The organism is Nonomuraea sp. B5E05, from assembly GCF_039880665.1.
Lineage (GTDB): Bacteria > Actinomycetota > Actinomycetes > Streptosporangiales > Streptosporangiaceae > Nonomuraea.
The window spans coordinates 152284-177754 of sequence record NZ_JBDPMJ010000015.1 but is presented as its reverse complement, the minus strand read 5'-3'; the positions used below and the strand labels follow the sequence as shown (position 1 = coordinate 177754).

Here is a 25471-nt window from a genome sequence, read left to right as displayed (position 1 = left end):
CGTTCCTTAACGAATGATGTAGATGGTCGCGAAAAGACCGATCCAGACGACGTCGACGAAGTGCCAGTAGTAGGACACGACGATCGCGCTGGTGGCCTGCTCATGCGTGAAGCGCTTCGCGGCGTACGTGCGTCCCAGCATGAACAGGAACGCGATCAGGCCACCGGTCACGTGCAGGCCGTGGAAGCCCGTCGTCAGGTAGAACACCGAGGTATAGGCGTTGGCGGACAGGGTCGCGCCGTCTGACGCCAGCTCGCCGTACTCGTACAGCTGCCCCGCGATGAAGACCGCGCCCATGAGGAAGCTGACGATGTACCAGAAGCGGAGCTTGCCGACCTGCCCCTTCTCCGCGGCCCACACGCCAAGCTGGCACGTCACACTCGACAGCACCAGGATGATCGTGTTGACCGTCGCGAACGGGATGTTCAAGTCGTGCTCGGGGTTCGGGACCATGAGCGGGTTCCACGCCAGGCCCTTCCCCTCGCTCACCGACCGGATGGTGAAGTACATCGCGAACAGCGCCGCGAAGAACATGAGCTCGGAGGACAGCCAGACGATCGTACCGACGCTGACCAGGTTGGGTCTGCGGTACGGCTGGGCTGCCGTCGTCGAAGTTATTGCGGATGCTGTCGCCACGGGCAGCATTATTGCGGCTCCAGTGGTCGGTCCGGCGCACGACCCCCCGTTAGAGGGCACGAACCGCGCACCAACCTGGGATAATTGGGGCAAACCACACCCAAACCGCCCAGCCTGCGCGGCACGCGCTCGGGCGGCCTGGGATTGCACACCGCCGCACCGGTACGATCCCAGGTGACCATACCGCTACGACACGATAGTGAGCGCGACAGCGATGTCCACTGGGAGCACCGACGACACGATGAAGGTCCTCGTCTACAGCGACGACGCCGCCACCAGGGCCGAGGTGAGCGCGGCCATCGGCAGGCGCCCGGCCGCCGACGTGCCTTTCGTCGAGCTCGTGGAGTGCGCCACCGAGCCCAAGGTCCACCAGTTGCTGGGCTCCGGCGAGATCGACGTGGCCGTCCTCGACGGCGAGACGCAGCCGGCGGGCGGCATGGGCGTCTCCCGCCAGGCCAAGGACGAGGTCTACGACTGCCCGCCCATCTGCCTGATCATCGCCAGGCGCGACGACCGCTGGCTGGCCGACTGGTCCAAGGCCGACGCCGTCGTGTCGCAGCCCCTGGAGCCGATGGTGCTGGCCGACGCGGTCGCCGACCTCATGCGCCGCCGCTCCTCCACCCGACTCAACGCCAAGTAGGTGCCCATGGACTCCCGGACGACCTGGCCCACCCTGCTTTCCGCTCTCCTGTCAGGCGAGCATCTCACCTCTGACGAGACGGCCTGGGCGATGCGGGAGATCATGTCCGGCACCGCGACGTCCGCGCAGATCGCCGGCTTCGCGATCGCGCTGCGCGCCAAGGGCGAGACGGTGGCCGAAGTGGTCGGCCTGGCTCGCACCATGCTGGAGCTGGCCACGCCGCTGAGCGTCGAGGGCCCCGTGGTCGACGTCGTCGGCACGGGCGGCGATCGTGCCCACACCGTCAACGTCTCGACGATGGCCGCCATCGTGGCCGCCGCCGCGGGCGCCAGGGTCGTCAAGCACGGCAACCGCGCCGCCTCGTCCTCGTGCGGCGCCGCCGACGTCCTGGAGCACCTGGGCATCCGGCTCGACCTGACGCCCGAGCAGACGGCGCTGGTCGCGCGCGAGGCGGGCATCGCCTTCTGCTTCGCCCCGGTCTACCACCCCGCGCTGCGCTTCGCCGGGCCCACCCGTAAGGAGATCGGCGTTCCCACGGTCTTCAACTTCCTGGGTCCGCTCACCAACCCGGCCCGCCCCGCCGCCCAGGCCATCGGCGTCTTCGACGCCGCGATGCTGCCCGTGCTGGCGGGCGTCTTCGCCGAGCGCGGAGTCTCCGCCCTGGTGTTCCGCGGCGACGACGGCCTCGACGAGCTGACCATCGCCGGCACCTCCACGGTCTGGGTGGTGAAAAACGGCACCGCGACGCAGACCGGCTTCGACCCGTCGGTGCTCGGCATCCCGCGCGCCGACGTGGGCGCGCTGCGCGGCGGCGACGTGGCGTTCAACGCCCAGGCCGTGCACGACCTGGTGCGCGGCAAGACCGGCCCGGTGCGCGACGCCGTCCTGCTCAACGCGGCCGCGGCCCTGGTGGCCCTCGACGGGCCCGGCGACAACCTCGACTCGGCGATGATCGACGGCTACGCCCGCGCGGTGCAGGCGGTCGACTCGGGGGCGGCCGCGGCCACCCTCGACCGCTGGGTGGAGGTCAGCCGCGCCTGCGGCCCCGCCTGACGTCCTGGCCATGCCCCGGGCCGCCGAACAAGAGGCCCGCTCGGGCGGGAGGCGGGCCTGACGACAGCAACCGCCGGACCGGGTGGCGTGACCCGGTCCGGCGGTCGTCCTACGGTGGCCGGCTACGGCAGGGTGACGGTGGGACCCGACTTGATCGAGCTCCACTTGAGCCACTGTTTCCAGCTCTCCTGCCAGTGCCCCCACCCGTTCGTGGGCTCCAGCTTCCGCGGCGAGCCCGTGATGATGATCGGGTCGCCGATCAGCGTGTTCTTGATGAACCACGCGGCGTTCGCCGGGCTGACGTTGACGCATCCGTGGCTGACGTTCGCGTGGCCCTGCGACCCGACCGACCAGGGTGCGCTGTGCACGTACTCGCCGCTGTTGGAGATGCGGACCGTGTTGTAGACCGTCAGCCGGTAGTAGCCCGGGGAGCCGGGCCCGATCCCCGGGGAGGTCATGATCGTCACTGGTTCGCGCGACATGGCCAGGTGGATGCCCGAGGTGGTGTAGTACTTCCACTGCCCGCCCTGGCCGGCGCTCATCGGCATCGTCCGGACCTTCTTGCCGTTCCGCCTGACCGTGAGCACGTGGTTGTTGGTGCTGCCCTTGGTGATCTGCTCGCGGCCGATCTTGAAGTTGAGCCGGACGTCGCGCTTGCCGTACATGCCGGGCCCGCCGCGCACTCCTGCCAGCTTGGCTTCCACCCGCACCTTCGTGTGCGCGGGCCAGTACTTCCGCGGCCGGAAGTCCACGTGGGTGTCGTCGAACCAGTGCCAGGCGCCCTCGACCGGCTTGGACGTGCGGACGATGAGGTTGCGCTCGACGGACACGCGGTCGGCCACCGGCTGGTCGAACTCGATCATGACGGGCATGCCGACGCCGACCGTCAGCCCGGTGTAGTCCTTGTTCGGGGTGATCGTCTTGATGTCGAACGTCTTGTCGCTCTTGACCGTCTTGAACGTGCTCTTCGCCTGGGTCTGCTTGCCCGCGGCGTCCACCGAGAGCGCGGTGACCGTGTAGGTCACGCCCGGCCTCGCCGTGACGGTGCTGCGCCATCGCGTACGGTCGCCGCTCAGGACGCCGTCCAGCGAGCCGGACTTGTCGCCCTCCACGCGTACGCTCCTGAGCGTGCCCCCTTGGGCCGACACCACGACGGGCTGGTCCGTGGGCACGTCGGCGGCCTTGTCGGCCGGAGAGAACGTCACAGAGGGCGCTCGCACCCCCGCGCCCGCCATCGCGACCCCGTCGGGCTTGCCCGCCGTGCCGCCCGCCGTGCCGCCTTCCGAGCACGCGGTGAGCAGCGCCAAGGCCAGCAGGCCGGCCGATCCATACGCTACGCGCCCCACGAGTGACTCCCTTGTCCCGCTCCATTGCCTTACCTGATGAGAAATCCGCTCGCTTGGCGCCCCGTACCTGGTTAGGGCCATAGAGGCAGTCCGCATAGCAGATTTCTCATTAGTACCCTGAGTGATCGAATGACCACATCCGGGAACCGGTAAAGAACACCAAAAAGCGGGCGTCCTCCCTCGTGGGAGCACGCCCGCCTCAGGTGTGGATCAGTGCGAGAAGTTGCCGCGGTAGTACTGGAACACGAACCCGATCATGGCCATGATGACCAGGAACACGCCGATCAGGAACATCCAGAAGCCGATCACGAACCCGGCGAAGGCGAAGGCCGCCGCCAGGCAGAGGAAGAGCGGCCACCAGCTGCTCGGGCTGAAGAAGCCGATCTCTCCCGCGCCGTCGCTGATCTCGGCCTGCTTGCTGTCCTCCGGCTGGGCGCCGATGCGCCGCGCGGTGAACATCAGGTAGTAGCCGACCATGAACGCGAACCCGACCGAGATGGCCATGGCCGTGGTGCCGACCGGCTCGCCTCTGCCCATCTCCGCCTTGGTCCAGAACCAGTAGGCGATGTCGACGCCGGCGAAGAACAGGCCGCACAGCAGGAACAGCCAACCCTGGACCTTCATCAGGCCTCGACCTCCTGGGCGGACTTGGCGGACACGTGCGGATAGTGCAGGTCGAACGCGGGACGCTCGGACCTGATGCGCGGCAGCGAGGTGAAGTTGTGCCGCGGCGGCGGGCATGAGGTCGCCCATTCGAGCGAGCCGCAGTAGCCCCAGGGGTCGTCGACGGTGACCTTGGGCGCGCTGCGCCAGGTCTTCCAGACGTTGTAGAAGAACGGCAACGTCGAGGCGCCCAGGATGAACGCGCCCACCGACGAGATCATGTTGAGGTCGGTGAAGCCGTCGGCCGCGCTGTAGTCGGCGTAGCGGCGCGGGAAGCCCACCACGCCCAGCCAGTGTTGGATGAGGAACGTGGTGTGGAAGCCGATGAACAGCAGCCAGAACTGCAGCTTGCCCAGCTTGTCGTCGAGCATCTTGCCGGTGAACTTGGGCCACCAGAAGTAGAACCCGGCGAACATGGCGAACACCACGGTGCCGAACACCACGTAGTGGAAGTGGGCGACGACGAAGTAGGTGTCGCTGATGTGGAAGTCGAGCGGCGGCGAGGCCAGGATGACGCCGGTCAGGCCGCCCAGGAGGAACGTCACCAGGAAGCCGACCGAGAACAACATCGGCGACTCGAACGTGAGATGCCCTCGCCACATCGTGCCGACCCAGTTGAAGAACTTCACACCTGTCGGCACCGCGATGAGGAATGTCATGAACGAGAAGAACGGCAACAACACCTGCCCGGTCGGGAACATGTGGTGCGCCCAGACCGTGATGGACAGACCGGCGATGGAGATCGTCGCGGCCACGAGGCTGATGTAACCGAAGATCGGCTTGCGGCTGAAGACCGGCAGGATCTCCGTCACGATGCCGAAGAACGGCAGGGCGATGATGTACACCTCGGGATGGCCGAAGAACCAGAACAGGTGCTGCCAGAGCAGCGCTCCGCCGAACTCCGAGTCGAAGATGTGCGTGCCGAGCTTGCGGTCGGCCTCCAGCGCCAGCAGCGCGGCGGCCAGCACCGGGAACGCCATCAGCACGAGCATGCTGGTCAGCAGCACGTTCCAGGTGAAGATCGGCATGCGGAACATGGTCATGCCGGGAGCACGCATGCAGATGATCGTGGTGATGAAGTTGACCGAGCCGAGGATGGTGCCCAGACCCGACAGGGCCAGGCCCATGATCCACAGATCGCCGCCGACGCCGGGCGAGTTGATCGCGTTGGACAGCGGCGTGTAGGCGAACCAGCCGAACGACGCCGCGCCCCCCGGGGTGAAGAAGCCCGAGACCGCGATGATGCTGCCGAACAGGTAGAGCCAGTAGCTCACCATGTTGAGGCGCGGGAACGCCACGTCGGGGGCGCCGATCTGCAGCGGCATCAGCTCGTTGGCGAAGCCGGCGAACAGCGGCGTCGCGAACATGAGCAGCATGATCGTGCCGTGCATGGTGAACAGCTGGTTGAACTGCTCGTTGCTGGTGAACTGCAGGCCCGGCTGCGCCAGCTCGGCCCGCATGACCAGCGCCATGACGCCGCCGATGAGGAAGAAGGCGAACGACGAGATCAGATAGAGGTGCCCGATGATCTTGTGATCGGTGGAGGACAGCCACTTGGCGATGATCTGGCCCTTGGTCACGGGCCTGATCGGCGTCCTGAGTGGTTCTTGGATGGCGGTCACTGGGCACTCCCAGCCTGTTGGGTCGCGATGTACTGGTCGAACTCAGCCTGCGGAACGAGCTTCACCGAGAAGAGCATCCGGCTGTGGTCGACACCGCACAGTTCGGCGCAGCGGCCGGCGAAAACGCCGGTCCGGTCGAGCGTCGTGATCTCGAACTTGCGACCCGGGTTGTCCTCCGGGATCCCGGGGATGACGTCCCGCTTGAACAGGAACTCCGGCACCCAGAAGGAGTGGATGACGTCGTCGCTCTGCAGCTCGAACTCGATCTTGGTCTTCGTCGGCAGGACCAGCTGGGGGCCCTTGTTGTAGTCGCTCACCGGCACGCCGGCGACCGGCGGCAGCGTCTTGCCGTTGACGGTGGTGGTGAAGCGCCAGCTCCACTGGTACGCCTCGACCTTGACCTTCACCGGCGCGTTGCCGGATACCTGCTCCAGACGCTCGCTGTCACGTGCGGTGAAGAAGAAGAACACCGACACCATGACGAGCGGGATCAAGGTGTAGAGCATCTCGATCGGCAGGTTGTAGCGGACCTGCGGCGGGAGCTCGGCCTTCGCCTTGCGCTTGCGGTGGAAGATGGCCGCCCACATGATCAGGACAATGACGACGGCACCCGTGGCGAGCGCGGCGATCCAGGCCCCGTTCCACAGGCTTTGGACCACATTGCCCTCTTCGGTGATGTGGCCGGGAAGAAGGCCGCGAGACCAGTCGGCCTCGGGGACGTCATTAGCACACGCCGTAGCAGTGGCCAGCAGCAACGCCAAAGCGGCGGCGCGTGGCACCCTGCGCCGGGCCAACGAACGCCGCGTCGTACGGCGAGTCGGACTCACGGATCGCCTACCCCACAGATGTAGCCCAAGAGTCTTTCCCCTGGGCGCGTATTGCTGTTTCTGATTCATGCACAGACTGACAAGCAGACACATTAGCGTGCAGGGGCCTTGCCCCACCGCGCGACCCCTCCATGGCGCCGGAAGTGGGACGATGAGTCTCGTGGCGTATTTCGACGCGGCCTCGAGTGAGCCGCTCCACCCTCAGGCACGCGAGGCGCTGCTGGCGGCGATCGACGTCGGCTGGGCCGACCCCGCGAGACTCTACGGCCAGGCCCGCCGCGCGCACCTGCTGCTCGAACAGGCCCGCACGGAGGTGGCCGAAGCGCTCGGCGCGCGCCCCGACGAGGTGTCGTTCACCTCCTCGGGCACGCAGGCCGTGCATCTCGGCGTGCTCGGCACCCTACACGGCAGGCGCAGGGTCGGGCGTCATCTGGTCACCACGGCCGTCGAGCACTCCAGCGTGCTGCACGCCGGCGGCGTGCACGAACGCGACGGCGGCACCGTCGAGACCGTCGGCGTCGGCCTCACCGGCCGGGTCGACCTCGACCGCTTCACCGCGGCGGTGGCCCGCCCCGGCACGGCGCTGGCCTGCCTGCAGACGGCCAACCACGAGGTCGGCACCCTGCAGCCGGTGGCGGAGGCGGCCGCGGCGTGCCGCGCCAACGGCGTGCCCCTGCTGGTCGACGCGGCGCAGACGGCCGGCCGGATGCCGGTCCCGCCCGGCTGGTCGGTGCTGGCGGCCAGCGCCCACAAGTGGGGCGGCCCGGCCGGGGTCGGCGTGCTGGCGGTGCGCAAGGGCACGCGGTTCCGCTCGTTCCTGCCGGAGGACGAGCGGGAGCGGCGGCGGGTGCCGGGCTTCGAGAACGTTCCCGGCATCGTGGCGGCGGCGGCCGCGCTGCGCGCGATGGCCGCGGAGGCGTCGCAGGAGCAGGCGCGGCTGGCCGAGCTCGTCGGCAGGATCAGGGAGACGGTCCCGAGGATCGTCCCGGACGTGGAGGTGATCGGCGACCCCGACGAGCGGGCGCCGCACATCGTGACCTTCTCGTGCCTGTACGTCGACGGCGAGGCGCTGCTGACCGAGCTGGACAAGGCCGGCTTCGCCGTGTCGTCAGGAAGCTCGTGCACCGCTAGTACGCTTCGTCCATCGCACGTTCTGGAAGCGATGGGCGTGCTGACGCATGGGAATGTCCGGGTGTCGCTGCCCAGGGGCGCTTCCGCGGCCGAGGTCGACCGCTTCCTCGCCGTGCTGCCCGAGCTGGTGCGCCGCATCCGGCAGGACGCAGGAGTCGCATGACCGAGGTTACCCAGCCGGCTTTGACGATCGACGCGCTCGGGAAGAAGTGCCCGATCCCGATCATCATGCTGGCCGAGCAGATCAACCACGTCCCGCTCAACGCGGTGGTGGCGGTGCTGGCCGACGACCCGGCCGCCTACACCGACGTGCCGGCGTGGTGCAGGCTGAAGTCGCACCGCCACGTCGGGTCGTACGAGCTGCCCGAGGGTGGCTGGGCGATCCACGTCAGGCGCAACTACTGACTTTCTCGCGCCGAAACGGCGTAGTGCCGTCCCGCCCGGCGGCGGGACGGCCTGCGACGCTCAGGGGTGGTAGCAGCGGATGTGCTCGGCGATCTCCGCGGCCGCCTCGGCGCCGTAGGCGGCGCCGAACCGCTCGAGGAAGACCTGCTGGCCGAGCTCATATTCCTGGCCGCCGACGCGCTCCAGCACGTGGGTGGCGGTGAGGTTGCCGATCTGGCCGCAGCGCTCCAGCGGCAGGCCCCAGGCCAGGCCCGCGAGGAAGCCGGCGCGGAAGGCGTCGCCGACGCCGGTGGGGTCGGCCTTGTCCCGCTCGGGGGCGGGAGCGACCATGATCGACGGCTCGCCCTTGCGGTCGATGACGGCGCCCTTGGGGCCGAGCGTGGTGATCCGGACGCCTACCCGGTCGAGGACCTCCGCGTCGGACCAGCCGGTCTTCTGCTCGATGAGCCCCTTCTCGTAGTCGTTGGAGAACAGGTAGGAGGCGCCGTCGACGAGGGAGCGGATCTGATCGTCCTCCATGCGGGCGAGCTGCTGGGAGATGTCGGCGGCGAAGCCGATGCCGCGCTGGCGGCACTCCTCGGTGTGGCGCAGCATCGCGTCGGGGTCGTTGGGGCTGATGAGCACCAGGTCGAGGCCGCCGGCGCGGGCGGCGACGGGCTGCAGCTCGATCAGCCGGGCCTCGGCCATGGCCCCCGTGTAGAAGGAGGCGATCTGATTGTGGTGCTCGTCGGTCGTGCACAGGAAGCGGGCGGTGTGCCGGGTCTCCGAGACGTGCACGGATCCGCAGTCGACGCCGTGGCGCTCCAGCCACGAACGATAGTCGGCGAAGTCGTCGCCGACGGCACCCACCAGGATGGGGGTCAGGCCCAGACAGCCCATCCCGAACGCGATGTTCGCGGCGCATCCACCGCGACGGATCTGTAGGTCATCGACCAGGAACGAAAGCGACACCCGGTCGAGTTGCTCGGCGATCAGCTGATCGCCGAAGCTTCCGGGGAAGGTCATCAGATGGTCTGTCGCGATGGAGCCGGTTACGGCGATGCGCACGGGGTTCTTCTTCCTCGTTGTCAGCAGGCCAGTGGGCCCATCGAGGATACGCGAAGGTCCCGCGCGCACAAAGGCGCGCGGGACCCGGCGACCAGTCGCCCGTCGCTCTAGTTGAACGAGTCTCCGCAGGCGCAGGAGCCCGTGGCGTTGGGGTTGTCGATGGTGAAGCCCTGCTTCTCGATGGTGTCGACGAAGTCGATCGAGGCGCCCATCAGGTAGGGGGCGCTCATCCGGTCGGTGACCACACTGACGCCGCCGAAGTCGGACACCACGTCACCGTCCATCGACCGGTCGTCGAAGAAGAGCTGGTAGCGCAGGCCGGAACAGCCGCCCGGCTGCACGGCGACCCGCAGCTGCAGGCCCTCCTCGCCCTGCTGCTCGAGCAGGCTCTTGACCTTGGCCGCGGCCGCGTCGGTCAGGATCAGGCCCTGTGCCGTGGTCTCGCTGCTCTCAACCGTCATCTGCTGACTCCCTAACCCGGCTGTCTGTTTTCGACGTCCTACTGATGACGCTACCAACACCTCGGGGATGCCACACATTCCCGGCCCCACCTCCCCCCGATTGCCCGCTTTCGTCCGTGTGTCATGATGAGTATCGTCAATTCGACGATAAGGGGGTACGGCCATGGCCACCCAGACTGGACTGCCGCTCTTCGTCCTCGGCAGTGGCGCCGATCCGCACAGTGAGAAGGGGGTCGAATGTCCCGGCGAGCTGCCGCCCGCCTCCGACCCCGGCCTCGTGGAACGCGCCCGCAAGGCGAAGGAGGCCCTCGGCGATCGCCTCTTCGTGCTCGGCCACCACTACCAGCGCGACGAGGTCATCCAGTTCGCCGACGTGACGGGCGACTCCTTCAAGCTGGCCCAGCAGGCGGCGGCCCGGCCCGAGGCGGAGTACATCGTCTTCTGCGGCGTGCACTTCATGGCCGAGTCCGCCGACATCCTGACCGGCGACGCCCAGAAGGTGATTCTGCCGGACCTCGCGGCCGGCTGCTCGATGGCCGACATGGCCACGTTCGACCAGGTAGAGGAGTGCTGGGACGCCTTGGAGGACGCCGGGCTGGCCGGCCAGGTGATCCCGGTCACCTACATGAACTCCAGCGCCGACATCAAGGCCTTCTGCGGCAGGAACGGGGGCGCGGTCTGCACCTCCTCCAACGCCCGCCGCGCCCTCGACTGGGCCTTCGAGCAGGGCGGCAAGGTGCTGTTCCTGCCCGACCAGCACCTCGGCCGCAACACGGCCGTCCTGGAGATGGGCATGTCGCTGGACGACTGCGTGGTGTGGAACCCGCACCGCCCGGGCGGCGGGCTGACGCGGGAGCAGCTTGAGCGCGCGCGGATGATCCTGTGGCGGGGCCACTGCTCGGTGCACGGCCGCTTCACCGCCGAGTCGGTGGACGACGTACGGGCGCGCATCCCGGGCGTCAACGTGCTCGTGCACCCGGAGTGCCGCCACGAGGTGGTGCTCAAGGCCGACCACGTGGGCTCGACCGAGCACATCATCAGGACGCTCGAGGCGGCGCCGGCGGGCTCCAGCTGGGCGATCGGCACCGAGCTCAACCTGGTCAAGCGCCTGGCCCAGACGTTCCCCGACAAGAACGTCTCGTTCCTTGACCGCACGGTCTGCTACTGCTCGACGATGAACCGGATCGACCTGCCCCACCTGGTGTGGGCGCTGGAGTCGCTGGTGCTCGCCCAGGACGGTGCGGTCGTCAACCAGATCACGGTGGACGACGACACCGCCCACTGGGCCAGGGTCGCCCTCGACCGCATGCTGGCCCTTCCGTGACGCGCCGCCCGAGGCTCAGGACCGTGCCTCGGGCCTACGCGAAGTCGTAGCCGACCCGGACCCTCACCGAGAGGGTCTGGCGGCCGGGACTGATCGAGGCGCCGCTCTCCGCGGCGGCCATCGGGAGCGGCTGCGGGCCGCTCCCGACCTCCTCGCTCACCGACACGACGCGGCCCAGCGGGCGGCCGGACAGCTCGGCGTACTGGGCCGCCTTGGCGGCGGCGTCGCGGAACGCCAGGGCCCGGGCCTCCCGCAGCGCGCCCGCCGGGTCCGACACCTCGAACACCACGCCGTTGAGCCGGGCCTCCTCGCCCACCCCCGCCACGGTGTCGATGACGCCGTCGGCCCCGGCAAGGTCGCGGACGACGACCTCCACACCCCGCGCCCCGCGGTAGGCGGCCACCTTCGGATAGGACTCGTACTCGGGCCCGAGGGAGAGCTCGGCCGTGCGGACATCCTCAGGGGCGATCCCCGCCCCGCGGAGCGCCTCGGCCAGCCGTGCGGCGGCGGCCCTGACGGCGGTGAAGGCGTCGGCGGCCGACGCCCTGCGCACCTCGACGCCCGCGTGCAGCCGCAGGATGTCGGGCACGGCCAGGACGGCGCCCTCGCCGACGACGGTGATGTCCATGCGGTGTCCTTCCCGGCCGGCGGTCGTGTCTCTCACTGCGTATCAGATCTCCTGGCGGCTTACGAGGCGTTCCTGCCGAAGCGGAAGCCCATGCTGTCGAACTCCGCCTTCTCCGGCGCCGTCGCCGGCACCCGGCCGACCTGGCCGGACAGGTCGATCACCACGGCCTCGTACCCGGATCCCCTGGTGCGCCAGACCGCCAGGTGCTCGTCGTCCCACCAGCCGATGAGCCGCGTAGGCCTGAGACGGCGTCCACGATCGCCTCCGGGGCTTCGAGCGGCACCTGGCGGCCGACGGCCGGCAGGCGTACGAGCTCGGCCGCGAGGTCTCGCGCGAGCCGTTCCTGGCAGGCGTCCCGCCCACCCGTGCTGATCACGGTGACCGCCACGCCGGGGACCGGCTTCTCCTCCCTGAGCCGGTGCAGGTCGGCCGCCATGTCGCGGCGGGCCAGCCACTCCCCCACGACGGCGGCCGGCACCTTGCCCATGCTGTAGACGCCCGCCGGGTCGGAGCAGCCCGCGAACAGCCGGTGCGCCGGGGGGCCGATCAGGCGGGCCAGCGCGGTCGCCCCCCACGTGCCGCCCAGGGCGGGCAGCCACCGGCCCGCGGACCTGGCCAGCGCGAGCGGCCGCCGCTCCCTGGCGCAGGCCGGGGCCACGAGGACGAGCCCCGCCACGCAGAGCGGGTGCAGCCTGGCGAACGCCTCCGCGTGCCAGCAGGCCACGCCGTGGGCGACGACCGTCACCTGTTCGGGGTGGGCGGGGGCCAGCGCGGCCAGCCTGGCGACCTCGGCGTACAGGGTGGGCGGGGCCGGCGAGCGTGGACTGAGGCCGAGCCCCGGGCGGTCGAAGCGGATGACGCGGTGACGCCTTCCGAGCTGCGCGGCCACCGCGTCCCAGTGGAACCAGGCGCCCGCGGCGCCCGCCGTGATGAGCACCGCGGGCCCGGTCCCCTGCTCGACCACGTGGGGCGGCCCGTACCCGTCCACCGCGCCGAAGTCCGGCCTCATGCCCGGCGCCCTTCCCCGCGCGCCCGTGCCCGGCGGCACGCCCGCCACCGCGCCGAGGGCGACGCCGGGGCCCGCGTTCAGCGCCATGCCGGGGCCCGCGGCCAGCACCTCGCCAAGGTCCGCGTACGGCGGCACGCCCGCCGCGGCCTCCCCTGCCGCGCCCGGGGCGATGCCCGGCGCGATGCCCGGCGCGGGTGGCGTGGGTCGTGCATCGTGGGCCCGCGAGATGGGCGCGGGCGCCAGGTTGGGGACCGGCGTCTGGTGGTCGTCCGACACGAGCAGGTGCAGGGCCGCGTACACGAGCCAGATCGCGAACATCGTGAGCTGGGCCCGGTGCGCGATCCCCACCCCCTGCCCCGCCGCGAGCGCGCCCACCGTGAGCAGCGTGGCGGCCACGCTGAGCCAGGTGAACAGCCACGACACCCACGACCGCCACCGCGCGCCGAGCAGCACCATCGCCGCCAGCCCGCAGACCGTGGAGAGCGCCGCCGCCAGCGTGTGCGCCCGGTGCGACCAGGACGGCTCCCGCAGCCCGCAGACCGGGTCGCTCAGCGCCGCGCAGTCGAGGGGGAACACTCCCGAGGCGAGGGTGAACAGCCCGAACGCGGCCACCGCCAGCCAGCCCCGCCACTCGCGCGCCGTCCTCGGCAGGAGCAGCACGCCGGACACGCACGCCAGTCCGGCCAGCCCGTCGCTGACCCGGAACAGGCGCGTCCACGGCTGGTCGCGGGCGGCCAGTTCGCTGACGTACCCATGGGCCCTGTCGACCGCCGGCGTGGTGAACTGACCGGTGATCCACGCGCTGACCAGCACCGCCGCCACGATGAGCGCGGATGCCGCAAGCACGACCAGTCTTCGCTCCACGTGAACATTAGACCACTGTGGGTGATTATCGCCGGAAACGCCCCCTGGTCAGAGGCCGGGCGCACCCCAGACGGGGAACCATCGGCTGAGGTCCTTCTCCAGCGGCAGCTCACCCTCCAGCGCGCCCCTGGCCTGCAGTTCGAGCGCGTTGTCGCGCCGCTGCCCGGACAGCGGCGCGAACGGGTAGAACGTGCCCCGCTTGTACAGGTAGACGACCGCCAGCCGGCGCCCGTCCTCCGGGGCGGCGAACGACACCAGCGAGCACAGCAGCGAGGGCCCGAACCCGGCCGACTCCAGCGACGAGTTGACCGCGTGCAGCTCGGTGACCAGGTCACTGAGCGCGTCGGGGGCGCGGCGCACCAGCAGCCAGGTGTAGCCGTAGCCGTCGTCGGACTCCTCGACGCGCTCGCCGAGCAGCGCCTTGACGTCGCGTTCGAGCGTGGCGAACGCGCCTCCCTCAGCGGCCCTGAACGCCACCGAGCCGAGGCCCGTGGGCGTGAGCCCGGTCGCGGCCTGCAGCGTCACGGCCGCGGACGGCAGCGCGAACAGCGCGTCGAGGTTGGGCTTGACCGGCTTCGACCGGCCGAGCAGCGCATCGAGCCAGCCCATGCGGGTTCAGCCCCTTCCGAGCTGCTTGGAGATGTTCGTCAGCTGCTCCAGCCGCCGCTCGAGCCGCGGGTGCGTGGAGAACAGGTTCGCGAGCGTCTCACCGGGGGCCAGCGCCGGGGCGAAGTAGAAGGCGTTGAACGGCTCGGCCTCGCGCAGGTCGCGCGTGGGAATCCTGGCCATGTCGCCGGTGATCTTGACCAGCGCGCTGGCCAGGGCCGACGGCCTCTGGGTGAGCAGCGCGCCCGCGCGGTCGGCGGCCAGCTCCCGGTAGCGCGACAGGGCGCGGGTGAGCAGGAAGCTGATGGCGTACACGAGGACGGAGACCAGAACGATGATCAGTCCGATCGGCACGCCGCCCTGGCCGCCGTTGCGGCGGCCGCCGAGCCCGGTGTAGAGGGCGAACCTCGTCATGAGGCCCGCCACGATGCCGAGGAACGAGGCGATCGTCATGACGGCCACGTCACGGTGCGCGATGTGGGAGAGCTCGTGCGCGAGCACGCCCTCGAGCTCCTGCGGCTCGAGCCGCCGCAGGATGCCGGTCGTCACGCAGACGACGGCGTTCTTCTGGTTGCGGCCGGTGGCGAACGCGTTGGGGACGTCGGACTCCGCGATCGCCACCCGCGGTTTGGGCATGTCGGCCAGCGCGCACAGCCGGTCGATCAGGCCGTGCAACTCGGGGGCCTCCTGCGGCGAGACCTCCCGCCCTCCCATCGCGAACAGCGCGATGCGGTCGGACAGGAAATACTGCACCAGCAGCAGACCCCCTGCCAGAACCAGCACGGTCAGCGCCCGCACGCCCAAGGCGATCAGGACGCCGACGAACACCACGTAGAGCAGCCCGAGCAGGAACATCGTCACGACCATGCGGCTGGTCAGGCCGCGGTCGGACGCGAACCGCGTACGCACGGGCTCAGCCCGGGATGAGGCCTTGGTCGCCCAGCATCTCCCGGACCTCCTCGATCGAGGCGTCCGCGGGGGGAAGGATCAGCTCTGACGGCTCAAGGCTGTCGTCGGGGAGCGCCTTGCCCACGTGGCGCACCTTGTCGAGCAGTGCGTGCAGCTTGACGCGGAACGACTTCTCGTCGCCCGCGTCGATGGCCGCCTCCAGCTCGGTGTCGAGCTCGTTGAGGACCGAGATGTCGTCGGCGGAGATCTCCACCTGACCCTCGCCCATGATCCTGACAATCATGCGCCCTCCCCTGGCTGACGCAGCTGCTGGGTCTGGCCGGGCTGCTGCTGTGCCTGCTGCGGGGCCTGCTGCGGCTGCTGCTGAGGCTGGCCCTGCTCGATGGCGCCCTGCGGCGCCGGGCCCTGGCCCAGCTCGGACTTCATCCTGGCCAGCTCGAGCTCGACGTCCATGCCGCCGCCCATGCGGTCGAGCTCGGCCTGGATGTCGTCGCCCTTGGTGCCGCTGTAGTCGTCGAGCGCGCCGCTGGCCAGCAGCTCGTCGATGGCGCCCGCGCGGGCCTGCATCGACGCCGTCTTGTCCTCGGCGCGCTGGATCGCCAGGCCGACGTCGCCCATCTCCTCGGAGATGCCGGAGAACGCCTCGTTGATGCGCGTCTGCGCCTCGGCGGCGGTGTAGGTGGCCTTGATCGTCTCCTTCTTCGTGCGGAAGGAGTCGACCTTGGACTGCAGCCGCTGGGAAGCCGTGGTCAGCTTCTCCTCCTCGGCCTGCAGGTTGTCGTGCTGCACCTTCAGGTCGGCCATCTGCGCCTGCAGATTGGACCTGCGCTGCAGCGCCTCACGAGCGAGGTCTTCACGCCCCACGGACAGCGCCTTGCGGCCCTGCTCCTCGTAACGCTGGGCCTGCTTCTCCAGGCCGGTGATCTGCAGCTCCACCCTCTTGCGTGACGTGGCGACGTCGGCCACGCCCCTGCGCACCTTCTGCAGCAGCTCCAGCTGCCGCTGATAGGAGTAGTCGAGGGTCTCGCGCGGATCCTCCATCTTGTCCAAAGCCCTGTTGGCCTTCGACTTGAAGATCATCGAAAGTCTCTTCATCACGCTCATGCGCGTCGGCCGTCCCCTTCTAGGTCGTGCTGGTGTTCCCAATGCAGCGCAGCCGCCTTGGGATTACCCTACGCATAACGCGCGAGGGCGTCACTAAGTTGCAGTCCAGGTAGGGTTGACGTCGTGTTGCGACGCCGTTCCCAAACCTCCGTGGACGATACCCCCGCCCCCACTGACGATCCTAAGCCCAAGGGCAAAGGTCGTCCCACACCCAAGCGCCGGGATGCCGAAGGCAAACGGCGCCAGCCGGTCTCCGCGCCGAAAGACCGCAAAGAGGCCTATCGGCAGATGCGGGCCAAGCAGGCCGCCGAGCGCGATAAAGCCCGCCGGGGCATGCTCGCCGGCGACGAGCGCTATTTCCCCGCGAGGGACAAGGGCCCCGCGCGCAAGTTCGCGCGCGACTGGGTCGACTCCCGCCGCCTGCCGAGCCAGTATTTTCTGCCGTTCTCGCTACTGATCCTGCTGGCGACGTGGGTTCCCTGGCCGGCGGAGATCCGTGCGCAGGTGCTCAACCTCGTCATCGCGGTCGGCTGGCCGATCATGATGATCGGCGTGCTGTTCACCTCCGTCTATGTCGCCTGGAAGGTGAAGCGGCAGGTGGCGGAGAAGATGCCGGACGAGAGCCTCAGGGGCGTGGGCTTCTACGCGGCCATGCGGGCCCTGCAGATCCGCAAGCTGCGCTTCCCTCCGCCGCAGGTTCTGCCGGGCGGCAGGCCGGTGCAGCCCAAGCGATAACCATATTTTCCCGATTTTCCGGGAGATTCCGACAAATCGGGAAAATTATGGATTGCTGTACTCAGTGTTGTTCCAGCGCAGCACGCCTCCCCTGACCGCCGGCTGCCAGCCCTCGACCGCCGTGCCCTGCTCCAGGGCGTCGGCGACGGCCCGCATCAGCGCGTAGTAGGACGGCAGCCGGGGCGCCATGCCGGAGATCGTGTCGTTCCACCCGACGGTGCCCTCCGCGGAATCGACCACGGCGTACACCCCGTCCTCACTGTTGCGCTCCTCGAAGAGCACGAACGGGATCATGCGTCCGTTCCAGGCTTCGTTCGCGAGACCGGGGCCCAGGTCGGTGTGGTTCCAGGAGCACTCCGACCGCCAGGCGTCCCTGATCCGGCGGATGCTGAGGTTGGCGGCGCCGTCGTAGGAGAACCCGAAACCGAACGCCCGCGCTCCTCGCGAGCCGTTGTGACGCAGGAGCGAGGCGCGCAGGTCGTCGGGGAAGTCGACGCCCATCTGGGCTTCGGCGATCGCGATCGTGCGGGCCCTGCCGGGCGCTCCGAGCGTCTTGTACGTGCGGGGCGCGTTCGCCTTCAGCCACCGCTCGATCCGCCGCCACTGGCGGTCCACGGCCCGCCTGACCTTCGGATCGATCGGGCGCACCCGCACCGGGCGCGGCTCGGGCGCACAACTGGGGTCGGCGACCGGCACCGGCGGGCCGGTCGGGGCCGGCGTGGGGAGCGGTGTGACGGCGGGGCCGGTGGGGAGCGGTGTCGGGGGCTGAACGTCGTTCTCGGACACCGGCAGCGCGGCGGTGAGGGCGTCCTGTTCCGCCTGGTGGGTCCGTGCCCGGGCCGAGGACGCCTCCTGCGCCTCCGTGGGGACCAGCGCGGCCACCAGGGTGACCGCCACGATCAGCGCGATGCCGGCCCACGCCGGGCCCATCCCGGCCCTGCCCTCCGGCTGCCGCGGCGGCGGGGGCGGGAGCGGGGTCTGCGGCATGCGGGCGCGGCGGCGCAGCCGGACCGCGACGGCGGTCACGACGGCGGCCGTGAGCGCCAGCCGTACGAGCTTCAGCACGTCGCGCACCCTATCCCGAAACGGATCACCCCACGTGCCGGGATTAAGGTCGGACGCATGGAATTCCGACACCTCGGCCGCAGCGGTCTCGTGGTCAGCGAGATCAGCTACGGCAACTGGCTCACCCACGGCTCCCAGGTCGAGGAGGACGCCGCCAAGCAGTGCGTTCAGGCGGCACTCGACGAGGGCATCACGACGTTCGACACGGCCGACGTGTACGCGGCGACGAAGGCCGAGGAAGTGCTCGGCCGGGCGCTGAAGGGCGTACGCAGGGAGTCGCTGGAGATCTTCACCAAGGTCTACTGGCCGACCGGGCCCGGCAGGAACGACCGCGGCCTGTCGCGCAAGCACCTCACCGAGTCGATCCACGCTTCGCTGCGGCGCCTGCAGACCGACTACGTCGACCTCTACCAGGCCCACCGCTTCGACTACGAGACTCCGCTCGAGGAGACGCTCAAGACCTTCGACGACCTCGTACGCCAGGGCAAGGTTCTCTACGTCGGCGTCAGCGAGTGGACGGCCGAGCAGATCGCCCAGGCCCTCAAGATCGCCGACGAGATGGGCTTCGACCGGATCGTGTCGAACCAGCCTCAATACTCCATGTTGTGGCGGATCATCGAGTCCGAGGTCGTGCCGCTGAGCGAGAAGGAGGGCGTCGGCCAGATCGTCTGGTCGCCGATCGCCCAGGGCGTGCTCACCGGGAAATACCTGCCGGGACAGCAGCCCCCTGAGGGCTCGCGCGCGACCGACAAGAGCGGCGGCAGCAACATGATCGCCCGGTGGATGAGGGACGACGTGCTGACCCGCGTGCAGGAGCTCAAGCCGATCGCCGCGGACCTGGGGCTCAGCATGGCGCAACTGGCCATCGCGTGGGTCCTGCAGAACCCGAACGTCTCCAGCGCCATCATCGGCGCCAGCCGCCCCGAGCAGGTGCGTGACAACGTACGGGCGTCGGGCGTGAAGCTGGATGCCGACGTGCTGCGGCGGATCGACGACGTGCTCGGCCCGGTCGTGGAGCGCGACCCCTCCAAGACCGAGAGCCCCCGCACCCGCCCCTAACCACAGAAACAGCAAAAACCCCTTGAGCCACGAATGCGCTCAAGGGGTTTTCGTGTTTCTTTCATTCACTCCGGACGCAATGACATTCCCGCGTATTCGACGCGATCCTCCTCGAGCAGGGCCACCTGCTCCACCCCGGATTCGAGCAGGTCACGCCAGTTCTCGCCGAGCCACGACTCCGCGTCCGCCTGGCTCGGAAAAACCTCTCGCGGCAAAGGACGATCCGTTACCTCACCACCATTTGCCTTTTCATAACGCCAACGCCATGTCATGCCATACGCTCCTTTTCCGCGGGTTCGCCGGCGCACCCTCCGCAGGCACTGGAACCCTACTCCCGAGCTTGGAGGTCCATCGATGCTGCGCGCGTTTCGTGTTGCGGCCGGAGTCGCCCTCGGGGCGGCCGCCTCAGTCTCCCTCCCCTGCTCTGCCCTCGCCGCTCCGCCCGTCTCCCCCGGAGACCCCGTGCCGGGCGCGGCCGACCCCGGCGCCGCGCGCGGGTGGAGCGTCTGGCAGAGCGACGGCACCGCCTGGCTGGCGGCCGCGCCCGGCGACTCGCCGCCGGACGGCTCCGTCATCGGCTGGCGCTTCTCGGCTGCCCCGGACGGGACGGCGGGCGAACCCCCCGCCGGGGAGCTGCCCTCGTTCCAGGCCGTGTGCGGCAAGGACACCGCCGCGTCCGGGCACAAGCGCGTGGTCGTGGCGGTGGACTTCGGCGAGGCCGGCTCCGACGCCTACCCCGGCGAACAGCCGCCCGCCGAACCGTCGGCCACGTGCGTCGCGGACGCCGAGTCCGCCACCGCCGCCCGGCTCCTCGCCTCCATAAGCAGGGTCCGGGTGAACGCGGGCGGTGACGTCGTCGCGGTCGACGACTATCCGGGCAGGGAGAAGGGCGGCACGGCGCTCGACGCCGCCGTCCCCGCCGCCGCCTCCGAGGGCGGCGTGCCGGTCACGTTGATCGCGGGTGGGGCGGGCGCGCTGGCCCTGCTCGGAGGCGGCGCCCTGGTGGCCACCCGCCGCCGCACCACGGTGAAGGCCGGCGGCTGACCCCGAGGTCGTGCACCCGGGCGAGCGGGAGCGGATGCGGGTTTGTACGCTCGGCGCGGTGAAGCTCCTCATCAACGGCACAGCGGGCGGCGCCGGCTGGCCCGAGCCCGGCTGCGGGTGCGCCTCGTGCGCCGGGTTGCCTGCCGGTCATCGCCGCCCGTTCGAGCTGGTCGTGGACGGCGTGGTCCGCTATCCCTTCACCGGCCCGCCCGACGGCTACCTGCCCCTCGCGGGCGGTCTGGGGCTGGCCGGCCCCGACGGCTCCGCGCTCCTTCACCTGCCGGCGGGACGAACGCCCCCGGCGGCCGGGCCGGCGCGCTACGACGTCGTGCTGATCGACCTGCTGGACCGGCCGGAGCGGCTCGGCGAGCTACGGCGCGCGGGGCTGGCCGACGAGGCGACCCTGGTGGTGGCCGTCGGGCTCGACCACCGGGTCCGGTCGGAGGAGGAACTGGCCAGGCGCCTGCGGCTGTGGGGAGCGATCGCCGTCCCGGACGGGACCGAACTGGCGTGCCGTCCGCCGAACCGCCCGCGCAGCGACCCTTCGAGCCCTCGGCTGAACGACTCCGCGGACGAGCGGGCGAACGGCGTTGCGGACGAGCGAGCGAGCGGCCGGGTGGGCCCGCCGCGGCGGACGTTGTTGCTGGGCGGGTCACGCTCGGGCAAGTCGGCGGAGGCGGAGCTGCGGCTGGTGGCGGAGCCGTACGTCACCTATGTCGCCACCGGCCCGGCCGGCGGAGAGGACGGCGAGTGGGCGGAACGGGTACGGGCGCACCGGGCGCGGCGACCCGCTCACTGGGCCACCGCCGAGACCACCGACCTGGCCACGGCCATCAGGCGCGCCACCACACCGCTGCTGATCGACGGGCTGGGGACCTGGGTGGCGGCGGTTTTCGACGAGCACGGGGCCTGGGAGGGCGACCGCGCGCCCGTGGCCACGCGCTGCGACGACCTCGTGGCGGCGTGGCGGCAGGCCCCGGAACGGATCGTGGCGGTGTCCGACGAGGTGGGGCTGGGCGTGGTGCCCGCCACCGCCGCCGGACGCGCTTTCAGGGACGTGCTCGGGCGGTTGAACGAGCGCCTGGCCGCCGAATCCGAGCACGTGGCCCTGGTGGTGGCCGGGCGGCCGCTGGAGCTCTGACGGTGACGCAGGCACCGGCCGGATCATCCACACGGACGCGGATGCGAACACCGACGCGAGCGCCTGCGAGGGCGGGCCGGGATGGGCCGCGTCAGAGCCGGTGCCAGGAAGGAGGGCGGTGTCGGTTGCGGTGTCAGGAGCGTGCGGCCCGGGCGTACCAGCGGCCGTCCACGCGGTCCACGTGCAGGGAGCGGCCGAAGCAGTCGGAGAGGTTGGCGGGGGTGAGCACGTCGTCCACCGGGCCGGCGGCGAGCACGCTGGCGTCGCCCATCAACATCGCGTGGGTGGTCGTCGCGGGCACCTCCTCCAGGTGGTGCGTCACCATCACGGTGGTGAGCACGGGCCTGGTCGTGGCGAGCTCCTCGACGGCGGCGATGAGGTCTTCCCTGGCGGGCAGGTCGAGCCCCGCGAACGGCTCGTCGAGCAGCAGCACCGCCGGGTCGGCCATGAGCGCCCTGGCCACCCGGATCCTCGCCCGTTCCCCCTGCGAGCAGACGCGGAACGGCCGCTCCGCCAGCTCCTTGCAGCCCAGGTCCGCGAGCAGCCGGTGGGCCCGGTCACGCTCAATGTCGCCGTACTTGTCCCACAGCGGGGCGCTTGTCCCCGTGTGACCGGTGAGCACCACGGTGTGCGCGGTCGCGCCCTCCTGTTCCATCAGCTCCTCGTCGATCAGCCGCTGGCTGGAGGCGACCAGGCCGATGTGACGGCGCAGCTCTCGCACGTCGACCCGGCCGAGCGGGTGGCCGAGCACCTTGACCGTGCCCTCGCTGGGATGACGTACGGCGCCGGCCAGCGAGAGGAGCGTCGTCTTGCCCGCGCCGTTGGGGCCGAGGACGGCCCAGTGGTCGCCGTAGCCGACCTGCCAGTCGATGCCGTCGAGCAGCGCCTTGCCGACAACGCGGACGCCTACGCCTTCGAGTTCAAGCACGTGCATCCCGACAGACTAGTGGGCACCGGGATCGTCCGTTACCGATGTGAAATACGAACGCGTACCGGCGCTACGGTCTCTCGCAGGCACGAGGAGAGGGCGGCGGTCCGGTGAGCAAGTTTGTCAGGGTTCGACGGTTCGCGGACGGCTGGCGGTTCTCGACCGGCACGCTGACCGTCTTCCCCGTACGCGTGGAGCGGGTGGACCGGGAGGTCGCGGGGCGGGCGATGGTGCTGGCGCCGGCCGTCGGGCTGGTGCTCGGGCTCGTCGCCGGGCTGCCGTTGCCGCTGGTCTCGCTGCTGCACGGGCCGCCGCTGCTGGGCGCGGCGCTGGCGGCGGGGTCACTCGCCGTACTGACCCGGGGGCTGCATCTGGACGGGCTCGCCGATCTCGCCGACGGGCTGGGCAGCGGCAGGCCGTCCGCTCAGGCGCTCGACATCATGAAAAAATCGGACATCGGGCCGTTCGGGGTGATGGCGCTGGTGTTCACGCTGCTCATCCAGGTGGCCGCGGCCGCCGACGCCGGCTACGCCGCCTTCGTGACCGCCTGCGCGACGGGACGGCTGGCGCTGGTGTGGGCCTGCCGGGCGGGCGTGCCCGCCGCCCGGCCCGGCGGGCTCGGCGCGATGGTCGCGGGCACGGTACGCCCGCTCGCGCCGTGGCTCGTCACCGTGGCCGCGCTGCTCGGCGCAGGCTGCGCGGGCGTACTGCCGGCCGGCCTGCCCGCCGGGCTCGGCCCGGGCTGGACGTGCGTACTGCCGGCCGGCCTGCTCGCGGGGCTCGGCGCCGCCCTGCTGCTGCTCCGGCACGCCAGACGGCGACTCGGCGGGATCACCGGCGACGTGCTCGGCGCGCTCGTGGAGACCGGCACGGCCACGACGCTGGTGGTGTGCGCGCTACTCGGCTGAGTCGTGGTGTGCGCTGCTCGCCGAAGTGCGCGGCCCGGCGGCGACGGGCGGTGTACGGCCCGCCGGCTCCTGGCGTACCGGAAAGAAGCGGAGCAGCGCCGCGCCGGCCAGTGCCAGCACGACCCAGCCGACCAGTCCGGTCAGCCCGACCAGGAGTTCGTTGGGTGGCGCGGCGGCGTCGCCGAGCAGCAGGATGGGCGGCATGACCGCGTTGAGCGAGCCGTGGGCGACGACCGCGGGCCACACGCTGCCCGTGCGCAGCCGCAGCCATCCGATCAGCACCCCGGCCAGCACGCAGAAGCCGATGAAGAACAGCGCCGCCCACGAGCTCAGGCTGGGGTAGTTGTAGCCGAGCAGGGTGAGCGGGGCGTGCCAGACGCCCCAGATCGCGCCGGAGAGCAGCAGGCCGGCGAGCATGCCGTTCGTGGAGGTGAGGCGAGGCAGCAGCCAGCCGCGCCAGCCCCACTCCTCCCCCAGGGCGGGGATCGCGTTGAGCAGGGGGCCGGCGACGATCGCCACCACGATCTGCAGCGCCGCGACCGTGCCGAGCTCGCCGGGGATCTCCATGCCGCGGGCCTGCAGGGCCGCCCTGAGCAGGCTGAGCCGGTCGAGGTCGAGCGCGACCAGGCCGACGGCGGCGCTGAGCCCCATCGCGAGGAGCGCCAGCAGGGGCACCCCGAGCCAGGTGGCCAGCACGAGCAGCCCGGTGCGCTTCCCGCGCTCGCCGAGCGTGAGCCCGGTCTGGCGGGCCCACTCTCTGGCGGGCGTGCGCGTGACGGCCCACACGCCGAGCACCGCCGCGGTGGGCGTGAACATCATGGCCGAGGCCAGCAGGGGCAGCAGCGGCGAGCCGAGGCCCCCGCCGAACCACAGGGGCAGCGCGACCGCCCAGGACAGCCCGAAGGCGAGGACGATGAAGATGGGGAGAGATCTGTTCATTGTTCCACTCGCTCCGCGATGAGGGCGTTGATAAGGGATGCGCCGCGTGAGGCGTCGTCGATGCTGATCGCGAGCTGACCGCCGGAACGGTACCTGATGATCAGGCACTCCCCGCCGCGCAACATGATGGTGGCGCTGCCGGGGAGCCCGCGGAAGCCCCAGCCGCCGACCTGGCTCGGATGGCGGGTCTCCGACAGCGCCACGTCGATCTTCCGCAGCCGGATCCTGCGTGCCGGCCAGCCGAACGGGCCGAACCCGATCGCCACCCCGTCGCCGCTCACCCTGACGGCGACCGAGGCGGACAGCAGCCCCAGGAGAAGCACGATGACGAGCGCGGGCAGCGTGACGCCCAGGACGGCGCCCGCCCCGGACCCGAGGAAACGCAGCACGACCAGCACGCCCACGCCTCCGCCCGCGGCGGCGGCGACCGCGGCCGGCCACGGGTTGGTGACACGGCTGACCCAGACCGTGCGTTCTCCCTCCCTGAGCCGCAGCCGCGGCGGGCGCGCGTCGGCGGAAGGCGGTTGGCCGGGCTCACCCCTGGCGAGGTAACCGGCGGCGACGGCCGCGGCGGCGGATCCCGCGAGGGTGGCGATGACGTGCCAGGCCGTCAGGTGCGCCGCCGTCCAGACGGGTACGTCGAGGTTCGCGACCAGAGTGCTGAGGCTCACACCGGGCGCGAACACGCTCATGAAGCCCAGCGTGCCCCACCAGAACATCCGGCCTTCCCTGCGCGCGTGCGCCCACCCGCTGCCGACCAGCAGAGCCAGCCAGGGCACTCCCCAGAGCAGCAGCCCCATGGCGACGAACCCGGAGAACGACATCGAACCGTCCACCCTGCCACCGTTCCCCCAGTGCGTGGCCATCGGGTCGGGCAGCCGGTCGCGCACCGCCAGGGGGACCAGGACGAACGCGACGGTGACCGGCAGGCCCCAGGCCGCGGCGATGACTCGGGGGTTCATGGCACTTCCTCCAAGATGGCGATGAGGTCGTCACGGCCGTAGCCGTGCTTCCTGGCCTCCTCCAGCAGCTCACGTGCCCGCTGCACCAGCAGGGCGCGCCCGTCCGCGCGGCCCGCGACGCTGACCCCCCTGCCTCTCCTGAACTCCAGCAGGCCCTCGTCCCGCAGGTCGCGCAGCGCGCGCAGCACGGTGTTGGGGTTGATGCCGAGCGCCTGGGCCAGGTCGCGGGCCGGTGGCAGCCGGTCGCCAGGGCGATAGGAGCCCTCGCCGATGGCGCGCCGGATGGCGCCGGCCACCTGCTCATGCAGCGGCCTGGCGTCATTCAGATCGAGCGTCAGCAACATGATGCCAATGACACTAGCACCATGTCACAGAAACGGGCGCAGCGTCATTGGTAGGATGAACCCCTGTTTGT

Annotated in this window: 29 protein-coding genes; 10 read left to right on the top strand and 19 right to left on the bottom strand. The window is 70.6% G+C overall.

The window, feature by feature from the left end:
* Positions 1-6: 6 nt before the first annotated feature.
* Complete coding sequence (locus ABGB01_RS26920; RefSeq protein WP_347620840.1) at positions 7-645, bottom strand: heme-copper oxidase subunit III; 639 nt, start codon at positions 643-645, stop codon at positions 7-9.
* Positions 646-850: 205 nt separating this feature from the next.
* Here ABGB01_RS26920 and ABGB01_RS26915 point away from each other — a divergent pair, with 205 nt between their 5' ends.
* Together ABGB01_RS26915 and trpD are read left to right on the top strand one after the other, a co-directional pair.
* Positions 851-1276, top strand: a complete 426-nt coding sequence (locus tag ABGB01_RS26915) for a hypothetical protein (RefSeq protein ID WP_347776316.1) — start codon at positions 851-853, stop codon at positions 1274-1276.
* 6 nt (positions 1277-1282) lie between these two features.
* Positions 1283-2329: an anthranilate phosphoribosyltransferase gene (gene trpD, locus ABGB01_RS26910; protein ID WP_347776315.1), complete on the top strand. Its 1047-nt coding sequence runs from the start codon at positions 1283-1285 to the stop codon at positions 2327-2329.
* 122 nt (positions 2330-2451) lie between these two features.
* Here the strand turns inward: trpD and ABGB01_RS26905 are convergent, their stop codons facing one another.
* The 4 genes from ABGB01_RS26905 to ABGB01_RS26890 form a co-directional block, all read right to left on the bottom strand.
* Complete coding sequence (locus ABGB01_RS26905; RefSeq protein ID WP_347776314.1) at positions 2452-3675, bottom strand: Ig-like domain-containing protein; 1224 nt, start codon at positions 3673-3675, stop codon at positions 2452-2454.
* Between the two features lie 210 nt (positions 3676-3885).
* Positions 3886-4299 carry a cytochrome c oxidase subunit 4 gene (locus ABGB01_RS26900; RefSeq protein WP_347620836.1) on the bottom strand — a complete coding sequence of 138 codons (414 nt, stop codon included), beginning with the start codon at positions 4297-4299 and terminating at the stop codon, positions 3886-3888.
* On the bottom strand, positions 4299-5960 hold the full coding sequence (ctaD, locus tag ABGB01_RS26895) for a cytochrome c oxidase subunit I (protein WP_347620835.1): 1662 nt from the start codon (positions 5958-5960) through the stop codon (positions 4299-4301). Before ctaD ends, ABGB01_RS26900 begins: the two co-directional genes overlap by 1 nt.
* Positions 5957-6721: a cytochrome c oxidase subunit II gene (locus tag ABGB01_RS26890; RefSeq protein ID WP_347776313.1), complete on the bottom strand. Its 765-nt coding sequence runs from the start codon at positions 6719-6721 to the stop codon at positions 5957-5959. Before ABGB01_RS26890 ends, ctaD begins: the two co-directional genes overlap by 4 nt.
* 217 nt (positions 6722-6938) lie before the next feature.
* Between ABGB01_RS26890 and ABGB01_RS26885 the strand changes: the two genes are divergently transcribed.
* Together ABGB01_RS26885 and ABGB01_RS26880 are read left to right on the top strand one after the other, a co-directional pair.
* Positions 6939-8081: an aminotransferase class V-fold PLP-dependent enzyme gene (locus ABGB01_RS26885; protein WP_347776312.1), complete on the top strand. Its 1143-nt coding sequence runs from the start codon at positions 6939-6941 to the stop codon at positions 8079-8081.
* Positions 8078-8323, top strand: coding sequence for a sulfurtransferase TusA family protein (locus ABGB01_RS26880; protein ID WP_132512946.1), 246 nt, complete (start codon positions 8078-8080; stop codon positions 8321-8323). The genes ABGB01_RS26885 and ABGB01_RS26880 overlap by 4 nt, the downstream gene beginning before the upstream one ends.
* 60 nt (positions 8324-8383) lie before the next feature.
* Here the strand turns inward: ABGB01_RS26880 and ABGB01_RS26875 are convergent, their stop codons facing one another.
* Together ABGB01_RS26875 and erpA are read right to left on the bottom strand one after the other, a co-directional pair.
* Positions 8384-9370 (bottom strand): carbohydrate kinase family protein, encoded by a 987-nt coding sequence (locus ABGB01_RS26875; protein WP_347776311.1) that lies wholly within the window; start codon positions 9368-9370, stop codon positions 8384-8386.
* A 107-nt stretch (positions 9371-9477) separates the two neighbouring features.
* Positions 9478-9831 carry an iron-sulfur cluster insertion protein ErpA gene (gene erpA, locus ABGB01_RS26870; RefSeq protein ID WP_043638338.1) on the bottom strand — a complete coding sequence of 118 codons (354 nt, stop codon included), beginning with the start codon at positions 9829-9831 and terminating at the stop codon, positions 9478-9480.
* A gap of 163 nt (positions 9832-9994) precedes the next feature.
* On the opposite strand from erpA, the gene nadA reads away from it, so the two are divergent.
* The gene (gene nadA / locus ABGB01_RS26865; RefSeq protein WP_347776310.1) at positions 9995-11155 is read left to right on the top strand and encodes a quinolinate synthase NadA; all 1161 of its coding nucleotides are present in this window, start codon (positions 9995-9997) and stop codon (positions 11153-11155) included.
* A gap of 34 nt (positions 11156-11189) precedes the next feature.
* On the opposite strand, the gene ABGB01_RS26860 is transcribed toward nadA, so the two are convergent.
* The 6 genes from ABGB01_RS26860 to ABGB01_RS26835 all read right to left on the bottom strand — a co-directional run bounded on the left by ABGB01_RS26860 (position 11190) and on the right by ABGB01_RS26835 (position 16275).
* Complete coding sequence (locus ABGB01_RS26860; protein WP_347776309.1) at positions 11190-11783, bottom strand: SIMPL domain-containing protein; 594 nt, start codon at positions 11781-11783, stop codon at positions 11190-11192.
* Positions 11784-11940: 157 nt separating this feature from the next.
* Positions 11941-13656, bottom strand: coding sequence for an alpha/beta fold hydrolase (locus ABGB01_RS26855; RefSeq protein ID WP_347776308.1), 1716 nt, complete (start codon positions 13654-13656; stop codon positions 11941-11943).
* Between the two features lie 48 nt (positions 13657-13704).
* A complete protein-coding gene (locus tag ABGB01_RS26850) occupies positions 13705-14265 on the bottom strand; it encodes a hypothetical protein (protein ID WP_347776307.1) in 561 nt (186 codons plus the stop codon).
* A gap of 6 nt (positions 14266-14271) precedes the next feature.
* Positions 14272-15171 (bottom strand): zinc metalloprotease HtpX, encoded by a 900-nt coding sequence (htpX, locus tag ABGB01_RS26845; RefSeq protein ID WP_347776306.1) that lies wholly within the window; start codon positions 15169-15171, stop codon positions 14272-14274.
* Between the two features lie 4 nt (positions 15172-15175).
* On the bottom strand, positions 15176-15454 hold the full coding sequence (locus ABGB01_RS26840) for a hypothetical protein (protein WP_132519798.1): 279 nt from the start codon (positions 15452-15454) through the stop codon (positions 15176-15178).
* Positions 15451-16275: a PspA/IM30 family protein gene (locus ABGB01_RS26835; RefSeq protein ID WP_347642598.1), complete on the bottom strand. Its 825-nt coding sequence runs from the start codon at positions 16273-16275 to the stop codon at positions 15451-15453. Before ABGB01_RS26835 ends, ABGB01_RS26840 begins: the two co-directional genes overlap by 4 nt.
* Positions 16276-16425: 150 nt before the next feature.
* Here ABGB01_RS26835 and ABGB01_RS26830 point away from each other — a divergent pair, with 150 nt between their 5' ends.
* Positions 16426-17010 (top strand): DUF3043 domain-containing protein, encoded by a 585-nt coding sequence (locus ABGB01_RS26830; protein WP_347776305.1) that lies wholly within the window; start codon positions 16426-16428, stop codon positions 17008-17010.
* A 45-nt stretch (positions 17011-17055) separates the two neighbouring features.
* Here ABGB01_RS26830 and ABGB01_RS26825 read toward each other — a convergent pair whose 3' ends face one another.
* The gene (locus ABGB01_RS26825; RefSeq protein WP_347776304.1) at positions 17056-18075 is read right to left on the bottom strand and encodes an SMI1/KNR4 family protein; all 1020 of its coding nucleotides are present in this window, start codon (positions 18073-18075) and stop codon (positions 17056-17058) included.
* Between the two features lie 57 nt (positions 18076-18132).
* Here ABGB01_RS26825 and ABGB01_RS26820 point away from each other — a divergent pair, with 57 nt between their 5' ends.
* Entirely contained in the window at positions 18133-19134 is a 1002-nt protein-coding gene (locus tag ABGB01_RS26820) for an aldo/keto reductase family protein (RefSeq protein WP_347776303.1), read from the top strand.
* Positions 19135-19199: 65 nt separating this feature from the next.
* Here the strand turns inward: ABGB01_RS26820 and ABGB01_RS26815 are convergent, their stop codons facing one another.
* Positions 19200-19406 carry a hypothetical protein gene (locus ABGB01_RS26815; protein ID WP_347620821.1) on the bottom strand — a complete coding sequence of 69 codons (207 nt, stop codon included), beginning with the start codon at positions 19404-19406 and terminating at the stop codon, positions 19200-19202.
* A 190-nt stretch (positions 19407-19596) separates the two neighbouring features.
* Here ABGB01_RS26815 and ABGB01_RS26810 point away from each other — a divergent pair, with 190 nt between their 5' ends.
* Both ABGB01_RS26810 and ABGB01_RS26805 read left to right on the top strand, forming a co-directional pair.
* Positions 19597-20178, top strand: coding sequence for an SCO2322 family protein (locus tag ABGB01_RS26810; protein WP_347776302.1), 582 nt, complete (start codon positions 19597-19599; stop codon positions 20176-20178).
* A gap of 58 nt (positions 20179-20236) precedes the next feature.
* Positions 20237-21319: a bifunctional adenosylcobinamide kinase/adenosylcobinamide-phosphate guanylyltransferase gene (locus ABGB01_RS26805; protein ID WP_347776301.1), complete on the top strand. Its 1083-nt coding sequence runs from the start codon at positions 20237-20239 to the stop codon at positions 21317-21319.
* Positions 21320-21452: 133 nt separating this feature from the next.
* On the opposite strand, the gene ABGB01_RS26800 is transcribed toward ABGB01_RS26805, so the two are convergent.
* Positions 21453-22253 carry an ATP-binding cassette domain-containing protein gene (locus ABGB01_RS26800; RefSeq protein WP_347776300.1) on the bottom strand — a complete coding sequence of 267 codons (801 nt, stop codon included), beginning with the start codon at positions 22251-22253 and terminating at the stop codon, positions 21453-21455.
* 104 nt (positions 22254-22357) lie between these two features.
* Between ABGB01_RS26800 and ABGB01_RS26795 the strand changes: the two genes are divergently transcribed.
* On the top strand, positions 22358-23155 hold the full coding sequence (locus ABGB01_RS26795; protein WP_347776299.1) for an adenosylcobinamide-GDP ribazoletransferase: 798 nt from the start codon (positions 22358-22360) through the stop codon (positions 23153-23155).
* On the opposite strand, the gene ABGB01_RS26790 is transcribed toward ABGB01_RS26795, so the two are convergent.
* Genes ABGB01_RS26790 through ABGB01_RS26780 form a run of 3 tightly spaced genes read right to left on the bottom strand, consistent with a single transcriptional unit; the run spans position 23144 to position 25400 of the window.
* Positions 23144-24094, bottom strand: a complete 951-nt coding sequence (locus ABGB01_RS26790; RefSeq protein ID WP_347776298.1) for a CPBP family intramembrane glutamic endopeptidase — start codon at positions 24092-24094, stop codon at positions 23144-23146. The two genes, ABGB01_RS26795 and ABGB01_RS26790, sit on opposite strands and share 12 nt — an antisense overlap.
* Complete coding sequence (locus tag ABGB01_RS26785; RefSeq protein ID WP_347776297.1) at positions 24091-25056, bottom strand: DUF1648 domain-containing protein; 966 nt, start codon at positions 25054-25056, stop codon at positions 24091-24093. Before ABGB01_RS26785 ends, ABGB01_RS26790 begins: the two co-directional genes overlap by 4 nt.
* Positions 25053-25400: a GntR family transcriptional regulator gene (locus ABGB01_RS26780; protein ID WP_347776296.1), complete on the bottom strand. Its 348-nt coding sequence runs from the start codon at positions 25398-25400 to the stop codon at positions 25053-25055. Before ABGB01_RS26780 ends, ABGB01_RS26785 begins: the two co-directional genes overlap by 4 nt.
* Positions 25401-25471: the final 71 nt, after the last annotated feature.